Annotated in this window: 18 protein-coding genes; 12 read left to right on the top strand and 6 right to left on the bottom strand. The window is 38.0% G+C overall.

Annotated features, from left to right (window positions below):
* Positions 1-5 precede the first annotated feature (5 nt).
* The 4 genes from AC1DG9_RS00365 (at position 6) to pfkA (ending at position 3,991) form a co-directional block, all read left to right on the top strand.
* Complete coding sequence (locus tag AC1DG9_RS00365; RefSeq protein WP_477634207.1) at positions 6-599, top strand: biotin--[acetyl-CoA-carboxylase] ligase; 594 nt, start codon at positions 6-8, stop codon at positions 597-599.
* Between the two features lie 29 nt (positions 600-628).
* The gene (locus AC1DG9_RS00360; protein ID WP_172662358.1) at positions 629-1,078 is read left to right on the top strand and encodes a protein-disulfide reductase DsbD N-terminal domain-containing protein; all 450 of its coding nucleotides are present in this window, start codon (positions 629-631) and stop codon (positions 1,076-1,078) included.
* Positions 1,079-1,296: 218 nt separating this feature from the next.
* Positions 1,297-3,015, top strand: coding sequence for a protein-disulfide reductase DsbD family protein (locus tag AC1DG9_RS00355; RefSeq protein ID WP_172662359.1), 1,719 nt, complete (start codon positions 1,297-1,299; stop codon positions 3,013-3,015).
* Positions 3,008-3,991: a 6-phosphofructokinase gene (pfkA, locus tag AC1DG9_RS00350; protein WP_477634206.1), complete on the top strand. Its 984-nt coding sequence runs from the start codon at positions 3,008-3,010 to the stop codon at positions 3,989-3,991. The genes AC1DG9_RS00355 and pfkA overlap by 8 nt, the downstream gene beginning before the upstream one ends.
* 35 nt (positions 3,992-4,026) lie before the next feature.
* On the opposite strand, the gene AC1DG9_RS00345 is transcribed toward pfkA, so the two are convergent.
* Complete coding sequence (locus AC1DG9_RS00345) at positions 4,027-4,347, bottom strand: YbjQ family protein (RefSeq protein WP_048908115.1); 321 nt, start codon at positions 4,345-4,347, stop codon at positions 4,027-4,029.
* A gap of 43 nt (positions 4,348-4,390) precedes the next feature.
* Entirely contained in the window at positions 4,391-4,909 is a 519-nt protein-coding gene (locus AC1DG9_RS00340) for a 5' nucleotidase, NT5C type (protein ID WP_246269689.1), read from the bottom strand.
* A 161-nt stretch (positions 4,910-5,070) separates the two neighbouring features.
* On the opposite strand from AC1DG9_RS00340, the gene AC1DG9_RS00335 reads away from it, so the two are divergent.
* The 3 genes from AC1DG9_RS00335 to trmD all read left to right on the top strand — a co-directional run bounded on the left by AC1DG9_RS00335 (position 5,071) and on the right by trmD (position 7,064).
* On the top strand, positions 5,071-5,661 hold the full coding sequence (locus tag AC1DG9_RS00335; protein WP_172662361.1) for a 30S ribosomal protein S16: 591 nt from the start codon (positions 5,071-5,073) through the stop codon (positions 5,659-5,661).
* A gap of 182 nt (positions 5,662-5,843) precedes the next feature.
* Complete coding sequence (gene rimM / locus AC1DG9_RS00330; protein WP_048908112.1) at positions 5,844-6,371, top strand: ribosome maturation factor RimM; 528 nt, start codon at positions 5,844-5,846, stop codon at positions 6,369-6,371.
* A 15-nt stretch (positions 6,372-6,386) separates the two neighbouring features.
* The gene (trmD, locus tag AC1DG9_RS00325) at positions 6,387-7,064 is read left to right on the top strand and encodes a tRNA (guanosine(37)-N1)-methyltransferase TrmD (RefSeq protein WP_172662362.1); all 678 of its coding nucleotides are present in this window, start codon (positions 6,387-6,389) and stop codon (positions 7,062-7,064) included.
* On the opposite strand, the gene AC1DG9_RS00320 is transcribed toward trmD, so the two are convergent.
* Positions 7,061-7,420 carry a hypothetical protein gene (locus AC1DG9_RS00320; protein WP_172662363.1) on the bottom strand — a complete coding sequence of 120 codons (360 nt, stop codon included), beginning with the start codon at positions 7,418-7,420 and terminating at the stop codon, positions 7,061-7,063. The genes trmD and AC1DG9_RS00320 overlap by 4 nt on opposite strands.
* 131 nt (positions 7,421-7,551) lie before the next feature.
* Between AC1DG9_RS00320 and AC1DG9_RS00315 the strand changes: the two genes are divergently transcribed.
* From AC1DG9_RS00315 to AC1DG9_RS00295, 5 genes are all read left to right on the top strand, one after another.
* On the top strand, positions 7,552-7,860 hold the full coding sequence (locus tag AC1DG9_RS00315; RefSeq protein ID WP_337717082.1) for a hypothetical protein: 309 nt from the start codon (positions 7,552-7,554) through the stop codon (positions 7,858-7,860).
* Positions 7,861-7,907: 47 nt separating this feature from the next.
* A complete protein-coding gene (locus tag AC1DG9_RS00310) occupies positions 7,908-8,201 on the top strand; it encodes a hypothetical protein (protein WP_172662365.1) in 294 nt (97 codons plus the stop codon).
* Between the two features lie 202 nt (positions 8,202-8,403).
* A complete protein-coding gene (gene rplS, locus AC1DG9_RS00305) occupies positions 8,404-8,751 on the top strand; it encodes a 50S ribosomal protein L19 (RefSeq protein WP_048908108.1) in 348 nt (115 codons plus the stop codon).
* Positions 8,752-8,998: 247 nt separating this feature from the next.
* The gene (locus AC1DG9_RS00300) at positions 8,999-10,225 is read left to right on the top strand and encodes a Glu/Leu/Phe/Val dehydrogenase dimerization domain-containing protein (protein WP_172662366.1); all 1,227 of its coding nucleotides are present in this window, start codon (positions 8,999-9,001) and stop codon (positions 10,223-10,225) included.
* A 3-nt stretch (positions 10,226-10,228) separates the two neighbouring features.
* The gene (locus tag AC1DG9_RS00295) at positions 10,229-11,353 is read left to right on the top strand and encodes a mechanosensitive ion channel family protein (protein ID WP_288881364.1); all 1,125 of its coding nucleotides are present in this window, start codon (positions 10,229-10,231) and stop codon (positions 11,351-11,353) included.
* 76 nt (positions 11,354-11,429) lie between these two features.
* On the opposite strand, the gene AC1DG9_RS00290 is transcribed toward AC1DG9_RS00295, so the two are convergent.
* The 3 genes from AC1DG9_RS00290 to AC1DG9_RS00280 are packed head-to-tail and all read right to left on the bottom strand — an operon-like array spanning position 11,430 to position 14,903.
* Positions 11,430-12,089, bottom strand: a complete 660-nt coding sequence (locus AC1DG9_RS00290; protein ID WP_172662368.1) for a phosphatidylserine decarboxylase family protein — start codon at positions 12,087-12,089, stop codon at positions 11,430-11,432.
* Between the two features lie 46 nt (positions 12,090-12,135).
* Complete coding sequence (gene hpt, locus AC1DG9_RS00285; protein ID WP_337717084.1) at positions 12,136-12,693, bottom strand: hypoxanthine phosphoribosyltransferase; 558 nt, start codon at positions 12,691-12,693, stop codon at positions 12,136-12,138.
* Positions 12,694-12,725: 32 nt separating this feature from the next.
* Positions 12,726-14,903: a transglycosylase domain-containing protein gene (locus tag AC1DG9_RS00280; protein ID WP_172662370.1), complete on the bottom strand. Its 2,178-nt coding sequence runs from the start codon at positions 14,901-14,903 to the stop codon at positions 12,726-12,728.
* Between the last annotated feature and the right edge of the window lie 125 nt (positions 14,904-15,028).

Below are 15,028 nucleotides of genomic sequence, written 5' to 3'. Positions count from 1 at the left end.
AACACTTGCAAAATAACACTTTTTCAACATTATTTGTTGGTCAAAATCTTATCAGATTATCAGCCGTTGATTCTACCAATAACTTTTTGAAGATGATGGTGTCAAAATCCGAGCCATTACCGGAAGGAACTGTTATTATGGCAGATAACCAATTTGCGGGCAGAGGACAACAGGAAAACACCTGGTACAGTGAGCCCGGATTAAACCTGACATTCAGCATCTTTCTAAAACCGGTATTTCTACCCATAAACAAGCAATTTATGCTAAATATAGCGGTTAGTAACGGCATTAACAAGGCTTTAGGCCGCTTTGTAAAGGACGGAATAACGGTAAAATGGCCTAACGATATTTACTATAATGACAGTAAAATAGGAGGCGTTTTAATTGAAAATCAATTGAAAGGAGGAAATTACAATAGACTGATGAAAGAGTACCTTGAAAACCTGTACAGATTTAATAAACTGGGTTTTTACAGACAGAATGGCGAGGTTTTTGAAGCTACAATAACCAGAATTACTGAAGCAGGACAACTGGTTCTTTTAAGCTCTGGTAAGGAAAGAGTATATAACTTTAAAGAGGTTGAATTTTTAAAGGATTAAGGGACATAAAAATTAAAAAACAATTACAGATGAAAAGAATAAGTTTGGTATTAACATTAGTCTTATTTACAGTTCTAGGGGCGGTAGCTCAAATTGAAAAACCTGTAACATGGGCTTACGCAGCTAAGAAAGTAAGTAAAACAGAAGCAATACTTTATATTAAGGCAAATATTGAAGATGGCTGGCATATTTATTCTCAAAATCTGAAACCAGGGGGCCCGAGTAAAACAACTTTTACCTTTACTCCATCAAGTGATTACGCACTTAATGGAAAGACTACAGAGCCTAAGGCAATAAATTATTACGATGAGAATTTTAAAATGAACGTTAGCTATTTTGGCAACGGGGTTACCTTTCAGCAAAAAATCAAATTGAATAAAGGTGCTACTACTGTGAAGGGAAAAGTAGAATTTATGGTATGTAACGATAAACAGTGTTTGCCTCCTGAAGAAGTAAGCTTCAGCATACCGGTAAAATAAGCTGATACAGATAAAGAAAAGGGTGTTTTGAGTTTTCAGAGCACCCTTTTTTTATTTCAAGGGTTTTAAGGGATTATTAGCTAATAGTAAAATTAACGCTTAGCGGTTACAACACCGTCTTTAAATAAAAAATTATAAGTAATTTCACGCCCTCATCATGAAAATGAATATAATGGCGGGGTTTTTCATGGGTTTTAAAATAGGTAATAGGAATGCGGATGAAAAAAACACTTTTAGTACTGAGCTTGTTCTTTCTTTTTATTGTAACAATGACGGGGCATGGATTTGCCGCTACTCAGGTTCAGGATTCAACCGGAACGGATGATCTGGTTTTTACGGAAGTTGGTTCTGCTCAGGATAGTGCAGTAAACAACATTGTAAAAGACACGGTAAAAAAAGATACTATAGCACAGAGTGCATCTATAGATCAGGCAAAGGATAAGCCGGCAACTGCTGTTGTATCTGATGAGGCTAATCATAAGAAAACACTTTGGCAAACTTTTATCGCCGGTCTTGTTGGTGGGTTTTTAGCATTTTTAATGCCTTGTATTTTCCCAATGGTGCCGCTTACCATAAGTTATTTTACCAAAAGGGCGGGCAGCAAGAATAAAGGAATTGGGCAGGCAATTATTTACGGCCTCTCTATTATTGTTATTTATGTTGCTTTCGGGCTGTTAATTACGGTATTATTTGGATCGGCAGGCCTAAACGCGTTGAGTAGTAGCGGACTGTTTAATTTCTTCTTCTTTATTCTACTGGTCGTTTTTGCCATCTCCTTTTTTGGCGCATTTGAGATTACATTACCAAGTTCTTTCGTTAATAAAATTGACAATAAGGCAGATAACAGCAAAGGTTTAGGAGGCATCTTTTTTATGGCTGCATCTCTGGCTTTGGTTTCCTTTTCGTGCACAGGACCTATTATTGGAACTTTGCTTGTAGATGCGAGTTCAAAAGGTGAGTTACTTGCCCCGGCTGTAGGGATGTTTGGTTTCTCGCTGGCACTAGCGCTTCCATTTACCTTGTCGGCGATCTTCCCTGGCTTTTTAAGCAGCATGCCTAAATCAGGGGGATGGTTGAATAGCGTGAAGGTTTGCCTTGGTTTCCTTGAGCTTGCTTTAGCGTTGAAATTCCTTTCTGCTGCCGATTTGGTTTGGCATTGGGAATGGTTCGACCGTGAGGTGTTCCTGGTGCTGTGGATCGTGATTTTCTTCTTAATGGGTATTTACTTATTGGGGAAACTCAAGTTTTCGCACGACAGTGATCTGCCATATGTATCGGTACCACGATTATTCCTTGCCATACTTTCGTTTTCGTTTGCCATTTACATGGTGCCTGGTTTATGGGGGGCGCCGGTAAGCGTTTTAAGTGGACTTGCACCGCCAATGAATACTCAGGATTTTATCCTTAACGGGAACGGCTCATCGCAATCAAAAGTGGATACCGAGTTTCCTTCTAAAGTGAAATACGATGATGTATTTAAAAAACCAATTGGTTTTACTCCGTTTTTTGATCTGGAAGAAGGCTTAGCTTATGCTAAAAAGGTAAACAAGCCTGTTATGATAGATTTTACAGGCTGGGCATGTGTGAACTGCCGCAAAATGGAAGATAAAGTATGGATAGATGCCGAGGTAGGACGTATAATTAACGAATACGTATTAATACAGCTTTATGTAGATGAGCGCAAAATTAAAATGCCGAAGGAAAAAGTTCATTATTCGGAGATTCTGAGAACAACAACAGATGATCTGGGCAAGTGGAACGGTGATTTCCAGGCTACAAAATATGGATCTAACTCTCAGCCTTTCTATGTATTGGCAGGACATGATTTAATTCCCTTAGTTAAACCACAGGGGGCGATTTTTGATGCAAAAGAATATGCTGCATATTTACAAAGTGGTTTAGATAAATTCAAACAAGCTGAAAAACCAAATGAATAAGATTAAAAACATAGGTGTATYAACATCTGGAGGCGATGCTCCCGGAATGAACGCTGCAATACGAGCAGTAGTAAGGGCAGCAATTTACTACGATTTACAAGTTACTGGTATTTTAAGAGGCTACGAAGGACTGGTGAATGGCGACTTTATTGAAATGGACCGTAAGTCGGTAGCAAATATCATTCAACGTGGAGGAACGATTTTGAAAACGGCAAGGAGTGATTCATTCCGAACCAAAGAAGGAAGGCAACAGGCGTACGATCAATTAAAGAAAAATAACATAGACGCATTAATTGTTATTGGTGGTGATGGTACTTTTACGGGAGCAGATTTGTTTACACACGAATTTGATTATCCTGTTATAGGTTTGCCTGGAACTATTGATAATGATCTGGAAGGAACTGATTTTACAATAGGTTATGATACTGCAATTAATACCGTTATTAATGCTGTAGATAAAATCAGAGATACTGCAGAATCTCATGACCGTTTATTTATTGTTGAAGTGATGGGCCGTGATTCTGGTCTTATTGCTTTAAGAAGTGGAATAGGGGTAGGTGCTGAGGCGATTATGATACCTGAAGCAAATATGGGTATTGATGGTTTGGTTACCAGACTTGAGACCGGACGTAAGGATAAGGCATCGAAAATAATTATTGTTGCCGAAGGTGATGAGATCGGTGGCGGCTTTAATGTTGGCGAGGTTCTTAAAGAGAAATTTCCGGCGTATGACATCAGGGTTTCTGTACTGGGCCATATTCAGCGTGGAGGTAAGCCAAGCTGCATGGATAGAGTTTTGGCTAGCCGCTTAGGTGTGGTTGCTGTAGAGGGGATCTTAGCCGGACAGACAGGCGTAATGGTTGGACAAAAGAATAAAGAGATTGTTTTTACGCCATTTAATCATGCTATTAAGCATATTGATGCAAAAGAAATAAGTCCTGCCTGGTTAAAACTGGTAGAGATATTGTCACTATAATAAACAAAGGCCCTAAATTTTAGGGCCTTTGTTTATTATTCTATTACTACAGCGGTTCCTGTTGCAGCAACCATTAACATGCTGCCGCCGCTACCTACTGTTTCATAATCTAAATCTACTCCGATTATGGCATTTGCACCCATTGCGGCTGCGTATTGCTGCATTTCATTAATCGCAGTATTTTTACCTTCTCTTAATACTTGTTCATACGATCCCGATCTGCCTCCAACGATGTCTCGTATTCCGGCAAAAAGATCTTTAAAAATATTGGCACCGATAATGGTTTCGCCACTTACAAGGCCTATGTATTTAACTACTTTTTTGCCTTCTACTGAATTGGTTGTTGTAATTAGCATCTTTTAATTGGTTTTTAGGTTTGATGATGATTTTGTGGATTTGTTACAGTAATTTATCCAGAACCTGCTGCCAGGTATCTACACGCTCGTAATCTTTTAACAGTAAGTTGTGTGGCGAAGAGAATAATAGTTTCCGGCCTTTAAAACCAGCGAAATTTTTAGCCCTGTCATCAATCATTACATCTACATCAACAATTTTATCACCGCAGAACATGATGTTTCTCCAGGTAATAAAAGGAAAATGTTCTGCCAGCCAGTCAAGTTTATCTTCAAGAGAGTTTCTAAATTCTGTTGCTGCCGAAACGATATATATATCATGATGTTCCTGTAATTTTTTTACAGCTTCTACACTTCCTTCAATAAGCGGAAGGTCTCTAAAAAAGCCCTTTTCATTAATATAATCGAACCATTTATTGTTAATATGCTCGGGCATATGATGGTAAACTTCATTTCCCGGTTCAATAATCAAGTCGAGCGGGATTCCGTAATCCCGGTTATAAAGGTGTATAAATTTGTGTATCGGATCGGCTAAAACCTCGTCCATGTCTATGGCTATTCTCATTTGTATATCGTTTGCTCCAAATATCTTTAATTGGGGAGACAGTTATGTTAAATGAATTTAAAATTATTGCATCTTGTTAATCATTAGTATTTTACTTACTTTTGCAACCCCGCAAGCACGAAGCTCCGGGAACTATGTTGAATACATAAACTAAAAGAGAAATGGCAACTAAAATCAGATTGCAAAGATTCGGTAAAAAAGGTAAACCTTTTTTCCACGTTGTGGTAGCGGATTCCCGCTCACCAAGAGATGGTAAATTCATTGAGCGTTTAGGTTCATACAACCCAAACACCAATCCAGCTACTATCGATCTTAACTTTGACAAAACTTTAGACTGGGTAAACAAAGGTGCTGAACCTACGGATACTTGTCGTGCTATCCTTTCTTACAAAGGTGTTTTATACAAAAAACACTTAGAAGGTGGTGTTAAAAAAGGTGCGTTAACTGCAGAACAAGCGGAAGCTAAATTTGCTGAATGGTTAAGCGCTAAAGACGGTAAAATTGAAGGCAAAAAAGAGGGCTTAACTAAATCTAAAGATGAAGTTAGAAAAGCTGCTCTAGCTGCTGAAGCTAAGAAAAATGCTGACCGTGCTGCTGCCCTTGCAATTAAAAATGCACCGGTAGAAGAGGTTGTAGAAGAAGAAGTTGTTGAAGAAGCTCCAGTAGCTGAAGCTGCAACTGAAGAAGCTCCGGTAGCAGAAGAAACTCCTGCAGCAGAAGCTACAGAAGAAAGCAAAGAAGAAGAAGCATAGTATTTTTGTTATTCTGAATAATAGCGAAGAATCTTTTATATGATTTCTTCGCTATTTTTTTATTTAAAGGTTTTATGAAAGGCTGATCTTCATTTCCGTCATCTCGACGATAGGAGAGATGACGGAAGCTGAGGTGATGGTACTGTAGGAATACAACAAGACCAAAAATTAACGATACACCAATGAAAATAGAAGAAGCGTTTTATATAGGATACATTACCAAAACAAAGGGATTAAAGGGAGAGGTTCAGCTGTTCTTTGAATATGATGAGCCTGAATTACTGGAACTTGATGTGATTTTTGCTGATATAAATGGCAAAATGGTGCCTTTCTTTGTATCGTCTTATAAGCTTCAGACTAATAATACAGGGAATTTCTATTTTGACGACATCGATCATATAGACAAGGCCCAGCCTCTGTTAAGAAAAAAGGTATATCTGCCTTTAACAAAAATGCCAGATCGTTCTGATGAAGATTTTCATTATAATGATTTAAAAGGCTTTGTTGTTTTTGATGAAACACATGGGGAGCTTGGCGAAATTATTGAGGTAAATGAATACCCTCAGCAATTTGTTGCAACGGTAGCCTATCAAAGTAAGGAAATCCTGTTTCCTTTGAATGATGATATGATTGTTGAGATTGATGAGGATGAAGGCACTATGCTTGTTGATTTGCCCGAAGGCTTATTAGACATATATATCAATCCTTAATTTTATCTTTGCACCATGCGTTTTGACATTATAACTGTTTTGCCGGCTCTTTTGGATAGCCCTTTTGCCCACTCTATTTTGCAACGTGCTCAAAAGAAAGGTATTGCTGAGATAGTGGTTCATAACCTTAGAGATTATGCCACGAACAAGCAAAAAAGTGTAGATGATTATCCTTATGGTGGTGGTAGCGGCATGGTGATGTCTATTGAGCCTTTTGCCAGGTGTATAGAAGGGCTAAAGGCTGAACGTGATTACGATGAAGTAATTTTTATGAGCCCGGATGGGGTGACTTTTAACCAGACGATTGCAAATGAATTATCGGGCAAGGGCAACATTATGATTCTATGTGGTCATTACAAGGGCATAGACCAGCGCGTAAGAGATTTATTTGTAACACGTGAGATTTCTATCGGAGATTATGTTTTGTCGGGAGGAGAGCTTCCTGCAGCAGTTTTGGTTGATGCCATTGTAAGGCTTATTCCTGGTGTTTTGAATGATGAGACATCGGCTTTGTCTGATAGCTTCCAGGGAGAGCTACTGGATGCTCCTGTTTATACGAGGCCGGCTGACTGGAACGGACATAAAGTTCCTGATGTGCTATTAAGCGGTCACGAGGCAAAGATTAATGAATGGCGCCATGATCAGGCTTTGGCCAGAACACAACAACGTCGCCCTGATTTACTCGAAGACTAGTTTCCTTTGCTCAGGAGCGAAATAATTTTATCCTTATCTTTTATTTGATCTTTTAATGCGGTAAGCATCTCTTTGCAATTTTTCAAATTGCTCTTTAGATCGGTATACTCTGCTTTTTGATCGCTTACAAGGCTTTCTACGCTTTTGTTGCTGTACGGTATTACTGTTGTTTGAAAAAACGTGGCAGGCGGTACGTCAAGGACCTTTGAAAGGGTTATAATGTCATTATATTTTATTGATCCCCGGGTTAAACTCAGCTTCAGGCCATCAAAGGTTTTGTCCATTTTTTCAGCAAGCCAGGTCATGGATCTGCCTTTTTCTTTGAGTAGCTCATCGACTATCCGCTTTAATGCCATAAAAAAATTCGTATAAATTTGGCTAACACTTAAAATATTTGGTGTATTTATGCTATAAAATTATGAATAGCATTACATTTTTTTGATAAAAATACAAAAAATAAGTATAACCAAATTAAACTAACGTAAGTATGAAAAAAGTAAAGATCAGCGACAGTGCACCGAGGAAGTACAAGATTAACGAGTGTTTGCTAAAAAGATCGATCGGCCACCGCCGCGAAGCGATTAGAAAACTGCCCAAATATTTAAGCATCTCACTCAACACGCTTCATAATTATCGGAACATTCTTTTTAGTGATTCTCAGGATATTCCTCATGAAATTGTGGTGCTGTTTGAGCAATTATTTGAACTGCAGACAGGAGGATTGCTGAATAAGCCAATAAGAGGTAAAACGCTTGATGAGCTGATAAATACTGAACTACAGCAAAGTAGGGAATGATGTGTAGAATAAATTCAAAAAAACTGACTAACTGACAAGATTATATCATGAAAGAACAAAGAAAATATAAAATTGATGAAGCAATAAGAAAGTTAAACTTACCAAATTATAAGGCAGCACTAAGGATTATCCCACGTGAACTGGGAATTGCTTCTAATACTTTTCATAATTACAGGAAGCTAAAAGTTACGGATAAGGCAGATATTCCTTACGAAATGGTAAGAAAACTTGAGATTATGTTTCATATGAAAATAGGGGAGCTGGCCAACTCAAAAATTTGTTGTCAGGACTTAAGCGTGTTGATAATGGAATATAATAGCTCTGAGTCTGTTAGCGCCTAGCGAATAGTACTGGATACATGCTATTTACAGACGCTTTACCGGTCTAATTATTTATCTGAAAAATGAGTAGATTTGCTTTTGAATATGTGGAAATAATAAAGAATGTGGAAAAAAACAAAAATCGCTTTTATTTCTAAAATAAAATTCCTAATATTGCAGTCCGATTTTAAACAACAAAAAATCGGCTTAATAGCTTAAAATCATGGATTTAGTAAAATTTGTTGAAGAGCAGGTAATCGCAAAAAATGAGTTTCCTGCATTCAAATCAGGAGATACAGTGAGTGTTCACTATAAAATTCGCGAAGGTAATAAAGAACGTATTCAAATTTACCAAGGTGTAGTATTACAACGTAATAGCGTTGGTGCTAATGAAACGTTTACCGTTCGTAAAATGTCTAATGGTGTTGGTGTTGAACGTATCTTCCCGATAAATTCTCCAAACATCGCTAAAGTTGAAGTTAACAGTCACGGTAAAGTTCGCAGATCGAAATTATTCTATCTACGTGAGTTAACTGGTAAAGCAGCTCGTATCAAATCTAAAAGAGTTTAATTTCTTTAGAAAAAGCATATTAACCTTCCCGATTGTATCGGGGAGGTTTTTTTGTTTGCCCCGAAACCACTCTGTTCCGAGTAAATTATTACGATTTATCATTATTTTAATGATGTATCGTAAATGCACAGTTGCTTTTATCTAAGTTTGCTGTAACTAACTTATCGGATTTAACTAAATGCCTCATTATACCCGCTAAAGGTATAACGATGTTGTCAGTTTAATTCTGGAACTAACTGGAACATTGATGAAAGAACTATTAAAAAAATTTGAGGATAAACGACCTGAGATTGTTTTTGAGTGGAAAGACAAGGAATCTGAAGCCGAAGGCTGGGTAGTTATTAATTCACTACGCGGCGGTGCTGCGGGTGGAGGTACCCGAATGCGTAAGGGGCTAGACAAGAGAGAGGTTGAGTCTTTAGCAAAAACAATGGAGGTGAAATTTACCGTTTCGGGCCCACCTATAGGCGGAGCTAAGTCCGGAATTAATTTCGATCCTGCAGATCCAAGAAAAGCGCAGGTTCTTGAAAGGTGGTATAAGGCTGTAATGCCTTTGCTAAAAAGCTATTATGGCACCGGAGGCGATTTAAATATTGATGAAATTCATGAGGTTATCCCTATAACTGAAGATTATGGCTTATGGCATCCGCAGGAAGGGGTGATCAATGGGCATTATCAGGCTAGAGAGAATGAGCGCATTCATCAAATTGGTCAGTTACGCTATGGCGTTTCAAAGGTTCTTGAGGACTTGAACTACACTCCGGATATTAAAAGAAAATATAAGGTAGCTGATATGATTACAGGTTACGGTGTAGCAGAATCAATTGGCCATTTTTATAAGATCTGGGGAGGTGAGCTGGCAGGGAAAAAAGCAATTATTCAGGGTTGGGGTAATGTTGCTGCTTCGGCAGGATATTATCTGGCTCAAAATGGCGTAAAAATTGTTGGAATAATTGATCGTGTTGGTGGACTGATTAACACTAATGGCTTTACTGCCGAGGAAGTTATTGGTCTGTTTAACAACAGAACAGGCAATACGCTGATAGCTCCTTCGTTGTTGTCTTTTGAAGATGCCAATAAGGAGATATGGGACATCGGGGCAGAAATATTTGTTCCCGCTGCAGCCTCGCGTTTGGTAAAGCAAGAGGAGGTAGATCAGTTGATAATTGGTGGGCTTGAAGTGATTGCCTGTGGTGCAAACGTACCTTTTGCGGATAAGGAAATTTTCTTTGGCAGCATTATGGAACATGCGGATAATCACGTTGCTGTGATTCCTGATTTTATTTCTAATTGCGGTATGGCCAGAGTATTCGCATATTTAATGCAAAGAAATGTTGAAATGAGTGATGATGCTATTTTTTCCGATGCATCTGAAGTAATATATAAAGCAATGAAGGCTGTTTATAAGCACGATACAGCTAAAACCGGCTTGTCTAGAACGGCCTTTGAAATCGCACTAAAACAATTGGTATAAACTATGGATATTAATATTTTCGATCAGGTATTTTGGGGGAACACAGTAAAGCAATACTGTCTTTTTGGAGGGTTCATTTTATTGGGCCTGATTTTTAAAAGACTGGTATCTCGTCTGTTTAGTCTTTTGATTTTTACAGCATTTAAAAAATTTGCTGAAAATATTAAAGACGACACATTTGTATCGCTGCTTTTAAAGCCTATCGAATCTTTCATTACGTTTTGTACATTTTACCTTGCCGTAAATCAATTAAAATATCCTTTAGATGTTATCGTATGGCACAAGGCGAAATCTAAGCTTGAGGTGACTATAGGGGACTGTATCGATAAGATATTTTTGTTCTTCATCATTCTATCTATATTCTGGATTATTTTAAGGATAATCGACTTTATAGCGCATGTTTTAAAGTATAAGGCATCGTTAACCAATAACAAGGCTGATGATCAGTTAATTCCATTTTTAAAAGAGCTAACAAAAACTTTAATCTGCTTTTTAGGCTTCTTTGTGCTGTTGGGTTTTGTTTTTGAAATCAACGTGCTAACATTAATTACGGGATTAGGCATTGGAGGTATAGCTATAGCCCTGGCAGCTAAAGAGAGTTTAGAGAATTTAATAGGCTCTTTTACGATATTTCTGGATAAGCCCTTCACTGTAGGGGATGTGGTTAAGGTTGATGGAATTGAGGGAACGATAGAAAAGGTTGGCTTTAGGAGCACCTGGCTGATAAGTCCGGATAAGACAACAATTGTTATCCCGAACAGGGCAATGATTGATGGAGTACTGGAAAATGTTACTTTAAGGAATTACCGACGGGTAAACTTTCAGATAGGACTAACCTATGAAACGAAGAGTGAAGACGTAAAAAACATTGTAAATGCCATTAATGAATATTTAAATGGAAATGCCAATACAAAAGACGGGTATGCGACCTTTGATAATTTCGGCGATTTTGCATTACATGTACAGGTTGTGTATTTGGTGATAAATATGGAGCACAGCCAGTACGTTAAGGTAAAAGAAGAAATTAACTTTAAGCTGATTGAAATAGTAGAGCGGTATAAATCTGAGTTCGCTTACCCAACACAACGGTCGGTATCGGATGCTCCTGCTATTGAAAATAAGGGATAAAAGAGGGTTCTGGTCGTCATCTCGACGATAGGAGAGATGACGGGGTTCCCGGCTAACTATGAGGATACCAAATTCTTTAAGAAAGTTCAGCCAAAACGGTAATACCGCCTTTTACGACCTGATCGAGCTCAAGATTAACTTTGGTGCCAATTGGTAAAAATATATCTACTCTTGAACCAAATTTAATAAAGCCGAATTGTTCAGACTGCTCAACATTATCCCCCTCTTTAACATACCAAACAATGCGTCGGGCAAGTGCGCCTGCAATTTGTCTGAATAATACCGGAGTGCCATTTTTGTGTTCTACGACAACGGTTGTACGTTCGTTTTCTGTTGATGATTTCGGGTTCCATGCAGCAAGGTATTTGCCCGGATGGTATTTGAAGAATTTAACTACCCCAGAAATAGGGTTTCTGTTGATATGTACATTTACAGGCGACATAAATATGGATACCTGTAATCTTTTGTCTTTAAAATACTCGCCTTCCTGAGTTTCTTCGATCACTACAACTTTACCGTCGGCAGGGCAAATTACCAGATTATCACCCGTTGTAAAGTTACGGCTGGGGTTTCTGAAGAACTGTAGTACGGTAATAAACAGTGCAAAAGAAAAAATATAAATGAACCACCTTAACCAGGTAATGTCTGCAAATTTATAGTCAACAACTGCATTAATTATAAAGATGAAGAGTAGTGAAACAGCTATAGTGGTATATCCTTCTTTGTGTATGGTCATTCTTGTAGAAATATGTTTGGTGCAAAATTGGGAAAAAAATATCGGATTACGGTAAAAGAGGAGCAACAGTTTTGGCTCTGTAGATATCAGTAAGGTTTCTTCCGAGACCATTATAGTCTAGTCCGTAGCCCACAACAAATTCATTACTGAGTTCGAAGCCTACATATTCCAGTTCTTCAATTGGGCGTTTTAGGGCAGCTGGTTTTAATAAAAGGGAACAAACTTTAACAGATGCAGGGTTTTGTTTATATACTTCAGCAAGTATATAACTGAGGGTAAGTCCGGTATCAACAATGTCTTCAATCAGAATAACATCTCTATCCTTTAGGTCGTTAGGCAAACCAAAGGTCTCCCTGATGTTACCACTGCTTTCTGTGCCCTCATAAGACGAGACTTTGATAAACCCGACTTCGCAGGATATGGTAATCTCTTTTAAAAGATCGGCCATAAACAAAAAACTTCCGTTCAAAACGCCAATAAATATAGGGCAACGATTCTCGTAATCTACATTTATTTGGATGCCGATTAAGCGGGTTCGCTTAGCGATATTGTCATTTTGAATTAAGATTTCGAATTCTTTATCTTCTATTTGAATTTTGTTCATAGTTACGAGATTAACCAATAAGAGGGCGGCTGTTAGTTTTCTTTTTTCTGCTTTTCGAGCTCCTCTTCCAGGGCTTTTTCTTTTCTTCGCTGCTCTCTTTTTTCTTCTCTTAGTTGTTTCCGGGTTTTCTTCACTGTATCAACAGTTATATTCGGTTTTGAAATAGAATCTTTCTTTGCTTCTCCGCCAAATAACCGGTCAAACAGATTTTTAGAGGCATCATGTGTTTCTATTGCAGGTAGAGGGTCATCATTGTCAAAAGCATTTGTATCAATGGTGGTGGTGTCTGGCAATAAATATTGTCGTAGTCCTTCTCTTAGATGTACGTTATAGAAGCCATAACCGCTGGTATCAGGAGGAGTTAACCCTCTTTTGGCCATAATGTTCCCGATGTATTTAAAGTACGGATACATATAGTCTTTGAGGCCACCATCACCTCTGAACTTATATAAGGCTATTTTAGGTCGGGGAACTATATTTGCAAGGAATATGCCTTCTCCAATATTTAGGTCTGACGGTCTTTTTCCAAAATAATGTCTTGTAGCTTCACCGATACCGTAAACATTCTGCCCCATTTCAATAATGTTAAAATAGACTTCTAGCATTCTGTTTTTAGTAATAAGGTGGTTGTTTTCTATAAGCCAAACAATTAATATTTCCTCTGCTTTGCGGGCAAGGGTTTTTTGTCGACTTAAAAAAATGTTCTTAACCAATTGCATCGAAATGGTACTGCCACCACGAACAAACCTTTTCTCTTTAAAGTTTACTGCAAAAGATTTGCGAATCGATTCCTGAACGAACCCTTTATGTGTAAAGAAAGAAGGGTCTTCGGAGGTTAATATTGCATTTTTAAAGTTGCTCGAGACCTCTGAAAGCGGGGTGTAATTAGGATTGGAAGGGCCTATCATGATATCCCGCATCGGCTTTCCGCGCTCGTATGGTGTGTATATAAAGTCTTTATTAATTTTCTGCAGATTAGTTTTACCTAATTTTAAGATCTTAAAGTTTGCAGGTGTTAATCCCGAGTAAAACTTAACACTATCAGGCAAAGAGCTGTCAAGATAAAAGTCAAGATCGTACTTAAGCTTCCCGCTCACTTTTAATCCTTCCAGCGATTCGAATAGTCCATGCGGAAAAGAGTTGAAAAGCTCCTGGGCATCTTGCTCCGGAGCACGAACTTTTACCTCATAGATCTTGTTAGGAGATAGTGTATATTTTAAGTATGGGTGTATCGTCGCATTTTTTAAAAGAATTGTTGAAGAGCTATCCAGTGCAAGGTAGTTTTCTCCGATAAGCATATCGGCATTAATCTTTGCATCGGGGACAACGATATCATTGGACGCAATTTTTGGATGATTGATAAGTAAGTTCTTTACCGACCATGAGCCTTCTATTTTGAAAGCATCGCCACTATAGTCTGCATTTTTCATCTCTGTTCTGACGGTGTCAAAGCTAAACTTAGCGTGCAGTTTATCATTAAGATATTGAAGCTGAACAGGACCTTTGTCTGCAAACAGCATCACATCGAGCTGTTTTTTCCCCGGCTTTAATTTCCCGTTTATATGCCAGGTTGCGTCTTTATCATTTACAAGTATTGTAGAGGTTAGGTCGCCATCGTCTATTGTTGCGGTGGTGGTTAAGAACTTTAAATGGGCGGTGTCGTTATCATTAACGGCTAACATCAGGTTTTTAACCTCCATGTTGTCCGGTATTTTATAAAGAAACTGATTAAGTAGGTTGTGGGCTAAATCACCAAGATCTACCTTAGATTTTTTCTCTGTACTATCTTTCTTTTTACGTTTTAGAATGAAGTCGAGATTGCTAAGTGAATCTTTAAATACAATATTTATTTTGCCGGTATTTAGGGTAACTTCAGATAATTTTACATTGCCAACAATTAAGGGAAACAGTTTTACACCTACAGTTAGATCATTGATGGTGGTTAAGGTATCTCTATCTTTAGGTACAATTGTAATATTGGTCATGTGAACGGTACTAAGACCACTAAAGCCAGCCGTTCCAATTTTAATATTCAGATTAAAGTCTTTGTCGGCCTTGGCAATTGCTTTGGCCATCATTGTCTTTAGTAAAGCTTCTCTTTTGTTGTAAGCAATGGCACCAACCGTAATGCAAACCACTAGAAAACAGCCTAAAACCCACGCTCCTATCTTTATGTATTTTTTAGGGATATTAATTTTTGGAAGATGCATGCTGTAGAATAAAATTTTTATTGCTAAACGTTAAATACAAATGTTTATTTCGTGTTAAAATTACACTAAAAACGCTAAAGTCAATTAAAATTATTCACCCATTTGCAATAATGTAACGAAGAGCC

The organism is Pedobacter sp. 05L430, from assembly GCF_056397585.1.
This window is presented reverse-complemented; position numbering and strand designations above follow the sequence as displayed.

Coding starts and splice junctions, on each gene's coding strand:
- AC1DG9_RS00290 (WP_172662368.1), bottom strand. CDS start 12,089: ATGACCATACACAAAGAAGGATATACCACTATAGCTGTTTCACTACTC.
- AC1DG9_RS00320 (WP_172662363.1), bottom strand. CDS start 7,420: ATGGCATTAAAGCGGATAGTCGATGAGCTACTCAAAGAAAAAGGCAGA.
- AC1DG9_RS00295 (WP_288881364.1), top strand. CDS start 10,229: ATGGATATTAATATTTTCGATCAGGTATTTTGGGGGAACACAGTAAAG.
- rimM (WP_048908112.1), top strand. CDS start 5,844: ATGAAAATAGAAGAAGCGTTTTATATAGGATACATTACCAAAACAAAG.
- trmD (WP_172662362.1), top strand. CDS start 6,387: ATGCGTTTTGACATTATAACTGTTTTGCCGGCTCTTTTGGATAGCCCT.
- AC1DG9_RS00360 (WP_172662358.1), top strand. CDS start 629: ATGAAAAGAATAAGTTTGGTATTAACATTAGTCTTATTTACAGTTCTA.
- AC1DG9_RS00345 (WP_048908115.1), bottom strand. CDS start 4,347: ATGCTAATTACAACAACCAATTCAGTAGAAGGCAAAAAAGTAGTTAAA.
- AC1DG9_RS00315 (WP_337717082.1), top strand. CDS start 7,552: ATGAAAAAAGTAAAGATCAGCGACAGTGCACCGAGGAAGTACAAGATT.
- rplS (WP_048908108.1), top strand. CDS start 8,404: ATGGATTTAGTAAAATTTGTTGAAGAGCAGGTAATCGCAAAAAATGAG.
- AC1DG9_RS00340 (WP_246269689.1), bottom strand. CDS start 4,909: ATGAGAATAGCCATAGACATGGACGAGGTTTTAGCCGATCCGATACAC.
- AC1DG9_RS00335 (WP_172662361.1), top strand. CDS start 5,071: ATGGCAACTAAAATCAGATTGCAAAGATTCGGTAAAAAAGGTAAACCT.
- AC1DG9_RS00310 (WP_172662365.1), top strand. CDS start 7,908: ATGAAAGAACAAAGAAAATATAAAATTGATGAAGCAATAAGAAAGTTA.
- AC1DG9_RS00355 (WP_172662359.1), top strand. CDS start 1,297: ATGAAAAAAACACTTTTAGTACTGAGCTTGTTCTTTCTTTTTATTGTA.
- AC1DG9_RS00300 (WP_172662366.1), top strand. CDS start 8,999: ATGAAAGAACTATTAAAAAAATTTGAGGATAAACGACCTGAGATTGTT.
- hpt (WP_337717084.1), bottom strand. CDS start 12,693: ATGAACAAAATTCAAATAGAAGATAAAGAATTCGAAATCTTAATTCAA.
- AC1DG9_RS00280 (WP_172662370.1), bottom strand. CDS start 14,903: ATGCATCTTCCAAAAATTAATATCCCTAAAAAATACATAAAGATAGGA.